This is a genomic window from Amycolatopsis sp. lyj-90, from assembly GCF_046549035.1.
GTDB lineage: Bacteria > Actinomycetota > Actinomycetes > Mycobacteriales > Pseudonocardiaceae > Amycolatopsis.
Map to the genome: position 1 here is coordinate 1,304,542 of NZ_JAJPWP010000001.1, position 12,108 is coordinate 1,316,649.

Genomic DNA, 12,108 nt, shown 5'->3' on the forward strand with positions numbered 1-12,108 from the left:
CTCAACGCGCGTCGCGCCCAGGATGGTTTCAGCGCGGGCCATCTTTGCCCGGACGGGTAACGCGCGCTGGTGCTGAGGGCAGGGCGCGTCAGCCGTCCGGCCAGTCCACTAGACACACGGCGTCCAGTCAGTCCGCTACGCGGGCACCATCGTCAACGCGCTGATCCCGCTGAGCCGCAGCCATCAGGCGACGGTGAAGTGGACGCACCGTTGGTGAACTGAGTTTTGTGACGTGTTCATCGCTCGTACCTGACCTCTCCTGCGTTCACTGGGATCTGTCGCCAGAAAACCTGGTAGCTGCCGAGTTTGTAATCGCAGTCTTGGGGCCCTGACACTGCTGAGCGAGCAATCAGAAAGCAGGATTCGATCGTGTTCGCATCGCCGACTTCCGCTATGGCGCGAAAGGCCACCACCCGTTCTTCGCCGAGCTCTTCGAGGGTCGGCATGGCGAGGCGTTCTTCGTACGGGCCGCTGTCGGGCATCCTGCGGTAAGAGACGGCGATCTTTCTCGGGACGTCGATCGCAATCGGCGTGGTGGTGAGCCGGTTCATTATCGCTCCGGGAGGGGTGAAGCTGAGTTGTACCTGGTTCCACCCGCAGCCGTAGTTGATTGAGCCGGAAACCGGCACCTTGAATCCTGCCGCCGGTCCGTTCTCCGCCGATACGGCACCTTGCGTGATCGTGCCCGATGGTCCTGCGACGACCACGTCGCTGACATCGAAGATGACCGCAGGCGGCACTTCGGCACAGGCCACGCCACTGTCGAATGAGATGATTACGTGCAGCCTCTTCACCGATTGCTCGCTCGCTAGCACGTTGTTCAGGGGGAACACCAGGCGGTAGGACTCATCCTGCAACGCGGCTGACATACTCACGGCTTGCGTTGTGCCGGGCGACGGTGACGATGAGCTTCCGGTGGGGACTGCCACCCACACCGACACGGCAACGGCAACGCCCACCGCCGTCGCAACGGCTACTCGCTTCACCATGGCAGACCGTGACCACCATCGGACACGGTGAGTAGAATGAGCCCGTGTCGGTGAACGTTCCCGAAGCTCCACCTTCTGGGCGCTCACAAAGGCGTCACCTGGCCGAGTACTCGTCCTGCGCTGCCCCGTGCTCTCCGGGCTGCCATCCTGAAGGGTGTCAGTCGGGCTGGTGTGCAGTGCGGTGACAATTCCGATGATGAAAAGCTTGATCTGGCCGTAGACCAGGTCGCTGGGAGTACTGGGTTTGCAGATGTCGATGTGGTTCGTGTCCACCGGGATGGCTGTCTGGCCCGGAATGGCGGGGTCGGCCGAGCCGGCGTCGACCACATGCACACCCTTGGTCCGCAAGGTCTCGTAGAAGATCTTGTGCTCGATTTCCGTCGTCTGGTCCACGGCCCAGTTGCGGTATCTGGTGTTGAGCTGCCGAAGGTGCGCGCTGTTGCGTTCCAGGGCGTCGACCGCCTTCGTCTTGCGGTAAACGACGCTCAATGCCTGAAAGACGGCCTGAGTGACGATGTCGGACCCAGTGTGCGGGGTAGCCAGGAACACCACCCCTCGTGTGGCGGTGGCGAATTCGGTGTAGTCGGCGCGGCCGTCGGCCGCGTGCAGCAGCATTTCCTTGACCACGAGCCCACCCATGCTGTGGGTGACGAAACACAGCGGACGCTGCCCGATCCCGCGACTTTCCAGGAGGGCCAGCAGGTTGATCGCCCGGTCCTGAATCGGCATCGCATGGCCCAGCCAGCGGCTCGACGCCGCGTCGTACCCCAGTGACCAGACAGACAATCCCGTGATGTCCCGGCAGAGCCACTCCGGCCAGAACGAACCTTTCCGCTTCGTCGACCAACTCTTGAGGGCGTCACCGTCGAGACCATGCACGAAAACGACGTCCAACACCGGATCCTCGTCCGTACTCACCTCGACGAGCTCGGTCACCACTTTGCTCCCACAACGAATTCGTGCCGCCCACCGCGAGCTCGGCCCGGTGAACTGTCGCTTGCCGCCGCAGCCGCGTTACACGCTCGATCACCATCCGTGAACACCCGCTCGTGCCGCTGATCGATCGGTCGTGACGTGCGCTTCCACTGATAACGGAGCGCGCTACGGCAGGATGGCTGCATGGCAGCGCACAGATACGTGCCGACGAGTTGCTGGGCAGGCTGATCGGGTCTCGGCTCTACTCCGTGAACTTCGTGCACGACTACGTCCAACTGCACTTCGACCGGCCCGGCGGCGACCTGCCCGTCCTCACCTGCGACGCAACCGCTGGTTTGGCCCAATGCGTTCACGATCCACGGGATGGCCTCGCTCGACTACATGGCCTGCCCCGTCGGTTGTGGCGCCGCTACCCGCGAACACGGGCCAAGCCGGTGACTGCGATCCTGCGAACCCGGTTCGCGATACATCGGGTGTAATCGTTCGTGGGGCACGGTCCGCGACAGAGCTACCGGCGTGCGCCCGGCGCTCAGCTCGACGGTTCGGTCGGCGTGACCGCCGCGGTGTCGCGCCAGCTGAGCACAGCCAGAAGATCCCGCGGGGTCCAGGTGCCGCGCACGCCGGAGAGCTCGGCAAGATACCCGGCGGCTCGGGCCAGAGTCCAGCCGTGGGCGTCGCACAGTCCGGTGGCGAGCATCCGCAGGTACGCCGCGGACGGGGCGACAGGGGCGACCTCGTCGGCGGCCCAGGGTGCGGTGAAGGTCAGGACGGGATGCCCGTCGAGATCCCCGGCATGGAGTAGGGTCTCGTAGCGGCCAGGACCGAGCGTGGCCGCACCGGTAGCCAGGACCGGAGCGAGGTCGAGGTCCGTGCCGGGCTCGCGGTACATCTCCTGAGCGACGACGTCGGCGAACTGCCCGGCGGTGATCAGGTAGGCGCGCGCGAACGCTCGCCCGGGCAGCGCCGGATCGTAGAACGCGCGGCCACCGCCCCACACCGGCGACATGGTCGCGAAATAGATCCCGCCCGGCAGTTCACACCCTCGGGAATCCGCCGGCGGCCGCCGATCGCGGCAGCCCGGATAGAGCCGGGTACCGCCGTCCGGAACACCGCCCGCCAGGTAACAGCCGAGCCGCCCGGCGTTCATGTTCGAACCGTAGCTGGCATACCAGACCAAACCGGGCAACTCACCAACCGTCTCGTCCAGAGTTCTCACGACAACCCCCGCTTCGCCCGGCGTACAGCTTCCCCGACAGCGCCATGTGCCATCGGACTGGCGGTCACCTGCCCAGCACACCTTCTGACCCATCGTCCGCCGTCAGGTGACGAGACGTTCATCCTGGGGATCGAAGCAGACCAGGCCAAGCACACGAGCGCGCTCCGCGGCGAAGTCCGCAGCCTCCCGGTGCCTGCTGAAGACCATGCCGAAGCGGAACAACGGTCCACTGGCGTTGGCGTCCATTTTGAACAGTCCTACGTGCCGTGTCCTGACCGCACTCGACGCCGCTTCTTCACATAGTGAAACTCGCCTGACTCGACTCTGTCCAGACGTTTGACATGGAGTAACAGGCATGACAGCCTGCACACAATCTGAAACAAGAGGTTTCACAGTCTGAAACACGGAGGCTTTGTGAGCGTGTCGAACGGGAGCGATGCCGCGTCACCGTCGGACGTCCTGAGGGGCTTGCTGACCGGGCCCGGCCTGGTGCGTGCTCCGGGCGTGTACGACGGTCTGAGCGCGCACCTTGTGCGCCGGGCGGGTTTTCCCGTCGCCTACTTGACCGGCGCGGGTGTCGCGGCGGCCGGATACGGTCTTCCCGACATCGGACTCGTGACAGCCACCGAGATGCTCGCTCGGGCGGCCGTTGTGGTCGAAGCGAGCCAGGTGCCCGTGATCGCCGACGCTGACACCGGCTACGGCAATCCGATCCACGTGGTGAGGACGGTTCGCGATCTCGAGCGCGCCGGAGTGGCCGCCATCCAGCTGGAAGATCAAACGTTCCCGAAGCGGTGCGGGCACCTCTCGGGCAAGGAAGTCGTCGCGGCCGACGACTTCGTGCGCAAGCTGCATGCCGCGCTCGAGGCAAGAACCCGCAACACCGTCATCATCGCTCGCACCGATGCCCTCGGTCCCCATGGGATCGACGAGGCGATCGCGCGGGGCCGCCTGTACGCGGCCGAGGGAGCGGATCTCATCTTCGTCGAGGCGCCGCGGTCCCGCGACGAGATCAAGCGGATCGCCGGTGAGATCGATGCCCCGTTGTTGTTCAACGTCGTTCCTTCCGGGCTGACACCCGATATCGGAGACGACGAACTGGAGGCCCTCGGCTACCGGCTTGCCATCTATCCGGGCGCGTTGCTCGCGCCGGCCGTCGTCGCCGTGACCGCGGCGCTGTCGGGGATGGGCGGCCGGGATCCCGGCGAGATCGTCGGACCGGACGGGTTCTTCGGAGCCGTCGGGCTCGAAGAGTGGGCCGACCTGGGGCGCCGATATCAGGAGGGCGAAGTCGTATGGCCATGACCGTGATCGAGAAGATCCTGGCCCGTGCCTCGGGCCGGGAGCAGGTCACCGCGGGCGACACCGTGGTGGCCAAGGTCGACATGAACGTCCTCATCGACCTCATGTTCATGAGCTGGACGCAGCCGTTGAAGATCGCCGATCCCGACCGCGTGGCGATCGTGATGGATCACGCCGTTCCCGCACCGACCCTCACCGACGCCAACGCGGCCATCCGGGCTCGCGCCTTCGCGGCCGACTTCGGGATCGAGCGGTTCTACGACGTCGGCAGGCACGGCATCTGCCATCAGGTCATCGCCGAGAACGCGCTCGCGTTGCCGGGGCAGGTGCTCACGTGCACCGATTCGCACACGTGTGCCGCGGGGGCGTTCAATTCGGCGGCCCGGGGGCTGGGCCCGGCCGAGGTCATCTCGATCATGTGCACCGGGGAGACCTGGTACGCGGTGGCGCCGACCATCCGTTACGAGCTGTCCGGGGCCCTGCCCTCCTTCCTCGGTGGCAAGGATGTGTTCCTGCACATCGCGGGGGTGCACGGCGACGCCGCCAATCGAAACCTGGAGTTCGGCGGCCCCGGGCTCGCGTCGTTGCCGATGAACGACCGCCGGACGATAGCCACCCAGGGGGCGGAGATCTCCGCCGACTTCACGGTTTTCGAGTTCGACGAGCGATGCGGGGACTACCTCGAGGCGCACGGAGCGGGCGACTACGTACCTGCCGCGCCCGATCCCGGCGCAAGCTACGAGGAGGTCCGAGCGATCGATCTCGGCGCGCTGGAACCCCACGTGGCCTTGCCGGGCAAGGTCAGTCAAAACGCCTGGCCGGTCGCTGACGTCGACTCCCGCCGGCTGGATCAGTGCTTCATCGGATCCTGCGCGAACGGGCAGCTCGACGACCTGCGCATCGCGGCGGAGATTCTCGACGGGCGGCAGGTCGCCTCCGGCGTGCGCCTCATCGTCACTCCGGCTTCCCAAGCCGTATACCGGGACGCGGCGAAGCTCGGCTATCTGGAAACCCTCGCCGAAGCGGGCGCGGTGGTCACCAATTCGACGTGCGGCGCCTGTTTCGGCTATCACATGGGCCTGCTCGGCGACGGGGAAGTGTGCCTGACCGCGAGCACCCGCAACTTCCGCGGCCGGATGGGCAGCACGGACGCGGAAATCTACATGGCCTCCACCGCGACCGTCGCCGTTTCCGCCTGCACAGGACGCATCACCGACCCCAGGGAGGTGCTGTCATGAAGTACCGGATCACTGGAAGAACGTGGGTCGTCGGCGACAGCGTCAACACCGACGCGATGTATCCCGGCTTCGCGATGAAACTACCTCCCGCCGAGGCGGCGAAACACGTGTTCTACGACCTGCGTCCCGGATGGACGGACGAGGTCGAAGAAGGAGACATTCTCGTGGCAGGACGGAATTTCGGGATCGGCTCCAGCCGTCCCGTCGCCCTGCTCATGCGGGAACTGGGTGTCGCCGCGATCGTCGCGGAGGAATTCAACTCGCTGTTCCTGCGCAATGCCATCAACAACGGCCTGCCCGCGCTGACCGTTCCCGGCGTCACCACGCTGGTCGGCGAGGGGGACGTCGTCACGCTCGATCTGGCCGAGGGCTGGCTCGACCGTGGAGGGAAACGGATTCAAGGAGCGGCTTTGCCGGACGCCGTGCTCGACATCCTCGACGAAGGGGGCCTGCTCGCCCGCCTCGTCGCGGGCGGCTTCCTACCCGCGACCTCCTGATCAGACACCGACGTAATCTTTGCAGGAAAGGAAATTCCGTGACCACGCCGACCGAGCAACCAGATCAGGCGACCGTTCACTGCGTGTTGATGCGCGGCGGCACGAGCAAAGGACTGTACTTCCACGAAGCCGACCTGCCCGTTCCCGGACCCACGCGGGACGCACTGCTCGTCCGGCTCATGGGCTCACCGGATCCCCTGCAGGTCGACGGGCTCGGCGGTTCCCGGCCGATCACCTCGAAGCTCGCGATCATCGCCCCTTCCGAACGCGACGACGCCGACATCGACTACACCTTCGGGCAGGTCGAGATCGAACGCGCGGTCGTCCACTACTCCGGCAACTGCGGCAACATCTCCGTCGGGGTGGGACCGTTCGCGATCGACGAAGGTCTCGTCAAAGCCGTCGAGCCTACGACTCCGGTGCGGATCCACAACACCAACAGCGGGGTCGTGATGACCGCCCACGTGCCGGTCCACTTGGGGAGGGCCCGGGTTCTCGGAGATTTCGCCATTCCGGGCGTGCCGGGCACGGGAGCCGAGATCGTCATGGATTGGTCGCATTCGGTCGGAGCGAAAACAGGGAAGCTCCTCCCCACCGGTGAAGTGGTGGAGAAAATCGATCTCGACGGTGGTGCGGCGGTCCGCGCCACGATCTGTGACGCCGGTAATCCCACTGTCTGGGTCCCAGCCGCCGACGTCGGCCTCGACGGAAGCGAACTCGCGGACCGGATCAACAGGGACACGGTCCTGATCGAAACCGCCCGTGAGATCCGAGGCAAGGCCGCGGAACGGATCGGCTTGTGCGCCGACTGGCGCCGAGTCGACGAGCAGTCCCCCGGGCTCCCCATGGTCGGGTTCGTCAGCGAACCCGCCGGCTATCCCACCCTGAACGGCACCTTCGCCCAGGCGGTCAATATGGACCTGCGAGTCCGGCTTCTCTTCATGGACCGCCTCCACGAGAGCATCTCGGGCACAGCGTCGATCTGTCTCGCCGCGGCCTCACGGATCCCGCGTTCCGTCGTGAATTCCGTGATCGCGCGCAGCGAAGGAGACACCCTCCTCATCGGACACCCTTCCGGAATCACCCCGGCCAAGGTGGTGACCCGCACCGTTCCGCAATGGCCGTCCGTGTCCTTCGAGATGCTCGGCTTCAGCAGGACGGCGCGCCGGCTCATGGACAGCACCGCTTACTACCCCCGCGCCGACGCGTAAGCCCGTCCAGCCCGTTCCCATCGCACGTCCCAGCCGATCAACGTCGCTTAGCTCGGGAGTACGCCCATGCCCACTGCGCTCTTGTCCATCGCGGTACTCGTGACAGTCGTCGCGCTCGCCACCGTCCGGCCGATCAACATGGGGGTGCTGGGACTCGTCGCCGCCTTCGTGGTGGGCGGCATCATCGGCGGCGAGTCGCCGGAGCAAGTCCTGAAGTCTTTTCCTGCCAACCTGTTCGTCATCCTCGTCGGCGTTACCTACTTGTTCGCCATCGCCAAGAACAACGGCACCGTCCAGTGGATCGTCGACGGGGCGTTCCGGCTCGCGGGCGGCAGGGTGAGCACCATCCCGTGGATGTTCTTCCTGCTCGCGGCGGTGCTCTGTGGGATCGGCGCGCTGCCGCCCGCGGTCGGAGCGATCCTGGTGCCCATGGCGATGGGTTTCGTCGCCGAGTACAACGTCCGGCCTGTGCTCATCAGCATTCTCATCGGCTTGGGATCCACGGCGGGCTCATTCGCTCCGACAGGTCTGCTCGGCCTGGTCGTGCACCGCGTGCAAGAGGACAACGGACTGGCAAGTGAACCCCTCGTCCTCTTCGCCGGCACGTTCGTCATCAGCACCGTGATCGCGGTCGCGACCTTCATGCTCCTCAACCGGCGCCAAAAGCTCCTCGCCGTCCCACGCGAAATGACCAGGGCGAAAGACAGCCCGGGGGCAGCCACGGCACCACCGGTCACCGCTAAGCCGACCTTGCAGCAAAGCGTGACGCTCCTCGGTTTCGTCGTGCTGATCGCCGGCGCGCTCGTCTTCGACTTCGACATCGGATTCGTCGCCTTGACCGTGGCCGCAGTGCTCGCGCTGGCGTACCCGGAGGCGAGCCGGACCGCGGCGAAGGAAGTCAGCTGGGACATCGTGCTGTTGATGGCGGGAATCCTCACCTATGTAGGAGTGCTCCAGCGCAACGGGACGATCGACTGGCTGGGCGAGACCGTGGCGTCGGTCGACTCGCCCCTGATCGCCGCCCTCCTGATCTGTCTCATCGGTGCCGTGGTGTCCGCTTTCGCCTCGACAACAGGCATTCTCGGTGCCGTCATCCCGCTCACCGTCCCCTTGGTCGGCACAGGAGCGATCGGAGCCATCGGGTTCGTCACCGCGCTGGCGATCTCCTCCTCGCTGGTGGACGTCTCGCCCTTCTCGACAGGCGGGGCCATCGCCATGGCGAACGCACCGAAAGCGGAGCGACGAGATGTCTATCGCGGCCTGCTCCGGTTCGCGGGCCTGATGACTATCGCCGGACCGCTGGTGAGCTGGGCGGTCCTCGTCGCACCCGGCTGGCTGTGACCGTGACGCCGATCCACCCGGTCGGGAAGGTGAGGGCTCATTGCCGACGGACCCACTTGCCAGTAGGTTGCACTATGTGGAATCCCAGGATGACGCTGGCGCGGAACGCGGAAAGACCAGCGGGGCCGAGACGGCGCGCCGCACTCTCCGGGTTCTGGAGGGACTCACCCATCATCAGCCGATCAAGCTCCAGGAACTCGCCGACTCGATCGGTCTCAACAAAAGCATCACTTACCGGCTTCTCCGTGTACTGCAGGAAGAAGACTACGCGGAACGGATCCCCGCGGGCGGCTACCGCATCGGCCGTGCCTTCGCCGGACTCGCCGCGATCGCCGCCCCGCATACCCAGCTATACGCGGCGGCCCGACCTATCCTTCGGAATCTCGTCGAATCCACCGCCGAGACGGTGACGCTCCACAGGCGCGTAGGTGATCTCAGCGTTCTGGTCTTCGGGCTGGAAAGCGAGCAGCACACGCTGCGCCAGGTCGCCCAGGTCGGTGACGCAGGCCCGCTCGTCCGAGGTTGCGGAGGAAACGCCATCCTCTCCCGGCTCCCCGAAAACGACGTCGACGTGATCATGATCAGAGCCGGGCTGACGAGCACCGAAGCGGACCGGCTTCGCGATCGGCTCGCAACCATCGCCGACCTCGGATACGCGCTCTCCTGCGGGGCCAACCACGTCGGTGTCCAGGGAATCGCCGCGCCCATCCCCTTTGCGCGCGGCGAGACCTCCTCGATGTCCCTGGTCATCTCCGGTCCCGAACAGCGCTGGACCGAAGACCGCGCACTGGAGTTCGTACCGAGCCTCCTCGAAGCGGCCGCGGCCGTCGGCCGGCATCTCGACGCCCTGGAGCATTAGTCGGACTGTTCACGCACCCATCACCCTGCGCCAGGTCGCTGGGCAGCCCGGAACTCGGTGTTCAGCGGCCTGACGATCTGCACTGGACTCCGGCTGCGGGAACAGTTCGCGCTAACGGGTCTTCGACCTGCCCGATCGCGTGATCGGGCTGGAACTCGGGGTGGGGAGTGCCCACCAGCTGTCCATGCGCGTGACAGGGGTGGCGTCGCGCCCGTCCCGCAGGACGCGGCTGATCCGGAAGAGGAACGCCGCGATGCCGGCCGCTCCTTGCATCCAGCCGACCCCCGGTGGCAGCAGCGGTTCCGCGCCGAGGTGTTCGATGAATCGCCAGTAGGCGTGCGGTCCGTCCCGCACCGCGCGCTCGACCAGGGTATCGGCCAGATGCACGGCGAACTCGAGGTCGTCGGTGCGGCCGAAGCGCTGCCAGGAGTCCAGAAACACCTCACCGACGCCGGTCGTCCCGCAGCAGCGCCCGTCGTTGTCCCAGAAGCCGGGGTGCCGTCTGGCGGGCAGGCCGGAGCTACGAGTGCTGTGCAGGCATCGGCGATGCCACGCCAGTGGCGGTTCACCCGCGACGTCCTCGACTCCGGCGAGATCGAGAGCGAGGAAGAGCAGCGAGGTGCCGGCGGGGCCGTGGCACCAGTTGTAGGTGTGGACGTCCTGGCCCGGTTTGCTGGGGATGGTGCGCGGCACGACGAATCCCTCGCCGTCGGTGCGGCCCAGCGTCACCAGATGTTCCGCGCCAAGGGTGGCCGCGCCGGTCAGGTCCGGCCGGTCGAGCTCGGCGCCGGCCAGGGCGAGGGCCGCCGCGATTCCTGCGAGGCCGTGCGAGAAGTTGGGCATCTGCCTGGCCGGCTCGGCATGGAACCGGTGCGGTACCCAGTGCCAGTTGGTCCCGGTCGGCACCTCCTCCCGGTCCGCCATCAGCACAGCGGCAGCCTGCGCACCGAGGTCACCGGCGTTGGCCAAGCCCGCGTGTCGGGCCCACAACGCGCCGAGCAGGATCCCGGCCGTGCCGAGAGTGGCATCGTTGACCAGGGCGTCCGGCAGGAAATCTGGTGGCCCGATGGCTGTTTGTGGCCAGCCGTCCCGGGTGCGCAGCGTGATCAGCCGGTCGACGGCAGCCTGTGCCCCGGGAGCCTCGAGCGCGGTCAGCACGCCGATGGAGCTGACCAGCCCGCCGAAGAGGCTGCAGTCGACCTCGTTCTCGATTCGACCGGTGAGCCGTTTGACGATCGCCTCCGCGACATCCCGCTCCTCGACCGTCCAACCCCGGGCGAACCGGATCTCAGCCAGCACATAGGCCAGCCCACCCACCCCGCTGTACATGGTGTCGCGGTACTCCGAGATTTCCGAAATTCCCGCCGATTCGGGAATCCACGGCCCCTCGTCCCAACGGACCTGATCCAGCACCCACCGCCACGCGGCTTCGGCCACACCGCGATACTCCTGCGCGCTACCCGAGATCACCCATCGATCATCGCATCCGCGCGGCGGGACCCGGCCCCTCTGCCAGCAACCGCGGTCGTAGGGCCGCGGGCGGCTCACGACGCGAAGAGCGCCGTTGGCAGCGCGAAGTCGCTCGCCACCGGCGGGAGGGTGATAGTAGCGGGCGCGATATACATATCCGGAACGGCATCGTGTCGTCGAAGGAGCCGGGGTATGTCGGACGTGGTCGATCGGTTGAAGAACTTGCTGGGAGTTCCGGACTTCACACCATCCCCGGTGTCGTGGAGCGACGTCGAGGCCGAACTCGGGCTGGAACTCCCCCAGGACTTCAAAGAGTTCTGTGACTACTACCCGGCCATCGAGCTGGACGACTTCCTGTATCTGACCCATCCCACCGCCCGCGACAAGTACGACAACTTCCTCAGCAACGCCGTCATCCAAGGAACCGCACTCAGCGAACTGGTCGAGGAGGATCCCGACCAGTTCGCCTACGGCTCCTACCCCGCCCTGGGCGGGCTTCTCGCGTGGGGTGTCAACGCCTTCGGACAGAACCTCTACTGGGCTACCGAAGGGAAACCGGACGACTGGAAGATCGTCACCGGAGACCTGGTCGACTACCACTTCCTCTACGCCGGAAACTTCAGCTCGTTCCTGCTCGGCACCCTCGAAGGAACGATCCGAAACCCGATCCTCGGACACTACGACGATCGCTTGAAGAAGATCAAATTCAGGCGATAGGCCACAACGTCACGGGCCGCCACCTAACAGGAGCAACGGATTCGGGAGGGGTTGCGAGAATCCTCAACTCGAGAGTCTCTTCCACGCTCCGCATGGTGACCGCCTGCCGCTGACTCTCGCATTCTTCGAGTGAGTCACCCAGGTCCTCGACGACCGTGACCAAGGTTTGTCGTCATGGCGTTTCGCGAGGAGTATGGCGGCGGGTCAGGTGCCGCGTTACGAACGTCTGTTTCGCAGCATCTGCTCTCCCGCGTCCACATAGGACTCGAAGAAGTCCGCGACCTCCGTGAGCCGGGCCTGGGCGCGTTCGTCCTCCGCGCTCCTCGTTCCGG

Annotated in this window: 11 protein-coding genes; 7 read left to right on the forward strand and 4 right to left on the reverse strand. The window is 66.1% G+C overall.

The genetic code is table 11. From position 1 onward, the window contains the following. Nucleotides 1–236 precede the first annotated feature (236 nt). From ACLJPX_RS05750 to ACLJPX_RS05760, 3 genes are all read right to left on the reverse strand, one after another. A complete protein-coding gene (locus ACLJPX_RS05750; protein ID WP_410599057.1) occupies nucleotides 237–1,925 on the reverse strand; it encodes an esterase/lipase family protein in 1,689 nt (562 codons plus the stop codon). A 529-nt stretch (nucleotides 1,926–2,454) separates the two neighbouring features. Further along, nucleotides 2,455–3,072: a histone deacetylase gene (locus ACLJPX_RS05755; protein ID WP_410599058.1), complete on the reverse strand. Its 618-nt coding sequence runs from the start codon at nucleotides 3,070–3,072 to the stop codon at nucleotides 2,455–2,457. Nucleotides 3,073–3,243: 171 nt separating this feature from the next. Beyond that, on the reverse strand, nucleotides 3,244–3,387 hold the full coding sequence (locus ACLJPX_RS05760) for a hypothetical protein (RefSeq protein WP_410599059.1): 144 nt from the start codon (nucleotides 3,385–3,387) through the stop codon (nucleotides 3,244–3,246). 222 nt (nucleotides 3,388–3,609) lie between these two features. Here ACLJPX_RS05760 and ACLJPX_RS05765 point away from each other — a divergent pair, with 222 nt between their 5' ends. The 6 genes from ACLJPX_RS05765 to ACLJPX_RS05790 all read left to right on the forward strand — a co-directional run bounded on the left by ACLJPX_RS05765 (nucleotide 3,610) and on the right by ACLJPX_RS05790 (nucleotide 9,589). Further along, nucleotides 3,610–4,446: an oxaloacetate decarboxylase gene (locus ACLJPX_RS05765; RefSeq protein ID WP_410599060.1), complete on the forward strand. Its 837-nt coding sequence runs from the start codon at nucleotides 3,610–3,612 to the stop codon at nucleotides 4,444–4,446. Then, nucleotides 4,437–5,681: an aconitase/3-isopropylmalate dehydratase large subunit family protein gene (locus tag ACLJPX_RS05770; RefSeq protein WP_410599061.1), complete on the forward strand. Its 1,245-nt coding sequence runs from the start codon at nucleotides 4,437–4,439 to the stop codon at nucleotides 5,679–5,681. Before ACLJPX_RS05765 ends, ACLJPX_RS05770 begins: the two co-directional genes overlap by 10 nt. Beyond that, the gene (locus ACLJPX_RS05775) at nucleotides 5,678–6,178 is read left to right on the forward strand and encodes a 3-isopropylmalate dehydratase (RefSeq protein ID WP_410599062.1); all 501 of its coding nucleotides are present in this window, start codon (nucleotides 5,678–5,680) and stop codon (nucleotides 6,176–6,178) included. The genes ACLJPX_RS05770 and ACLJPX_RS05775 overlap by 4 nt, the downstream gene beginning before the upstream one ends. 38 nt (nucleotides 6,179–6,216) lie before the next feature. Then, entirely contained in the window at nucleotides 6,217–7,389 is a 1,173-nt protein-coding gene (locus ACLJPX_RS05780) for a 2-methylaconitate cis-trans isomerase PrpF family protein (RefSeq protein ID WP_410599063.1), read from the forward strand. 66 nt (nucleotides 7,390–7,455) lie between these two features. Further along, on the forward strand, nucleotides 7,456–8,730 hold the full coding sequence (locus tag ACLJPX_RS05785) for an SLC13 family permease (protein ID WP_410599064.1): 1,275 nt from the start codon (nucleotides 7,456–7,458) through the stop codon (nucleotides 8,728–8,730). A 76-nt stretch (nucleotides 8,731–8,806) separates the two neighbouring features. Next, nucleotides 8,807–9,589, forward strand: coding sequence for an IclR family transcriptional regulator (locus tag ACLJPX_RS05790; protein ID WP_410599065.1), 783 nt, complete (start codon nucleotides 8,807–8,809; stop codon nucleotides 9,587–9,589). A 111-nt stretch (nucleotides 9,590–9,700) separates the two neighbouring features. Here ACLJPX_RS05790 and ACLJPX_RS05795 read toward each other — a convergent pair whose 3' ends face one another. Next, complete coding sequence (locus tag ACLJPX_RS05795) at nucleotides 9,701–11,059, reverse strand: lanthionine synthetase LanC family protein (RefSeq protein WP_410599066.1); 1,359 nt, start codon at nucleotides 11,057–11,059, stop codon at nucleotides 9,701–9,703. Between the two features lie 192 nt (nucleotides 11,060–11,251). On the opposite strand from ACLJPX_RS05795, the gene ACLJPX_RS05800 reads away from it, so the two are divergent. After that, nucleotides 11,252–11,776, forward strand: a complete 525-nt coding sequence (locus tag ACLJPX_RS05800) for an SMI1/KNR4 family protein (RefSeq protein ID WP_410599067.1) — start codon at nucleotides 11,252–11,254, stop codon at nucleotides 11,774–11,776. Nucleotides 11,777–12,108: the final 332 nt, after the last annotated feature.

What these genes read in the sequence shown, in the direction of transcription:
- ACLJPX_RS05755 (WP_410599058.1), bottom strand. Translation starts at nt 3,072, where the DNA reads ATGAACGCCGGGCGGCTCGGCTGTTACCTGGCGGGCGGTGTTCCGGAC.
- ACLJPX_RS05775 (WP_410599062.1), top strand. Translation starts at nt 5,678, where the DNA reads ATGAAGTACCGGATCACTGGAAGAACGTGGGTCGTCGGCGACAGCGTC.
- ACLJPX_RS05785 (WP_410599064.1), top strand. Translation starts at nt 7,456, where the DNA reads ATGCCCACTGCGCTCTTGTCCATCGCGGTACTCGTGACAGTCGTCGCG.
- ACLJPX_RS05760 (WP_410599059.1), bottom strand. Translation starts at nt 3,387, where the DNA reads ATGGACGCCAACGCCAGTGGACCGTTGTTCCGCTTCGGCATGGTCTTC.
- ACLJPX_RS05770 (WP_410599061.1), top strand. Translation starts at nt 4,437, where the DNA reads ATGGCCATGACCGTGATCGAGAAGATCCTGGCCCGTGCCTCGGGCCGG.
- ACLJPX_RS05800 (WP_410599067.1), top strand. Translation starts at nt 11,252, where the DNA reads ATGTCGGACGTGGTCGATCGGTTGAAGAACTTGCTGGGAGTTCCGGAC.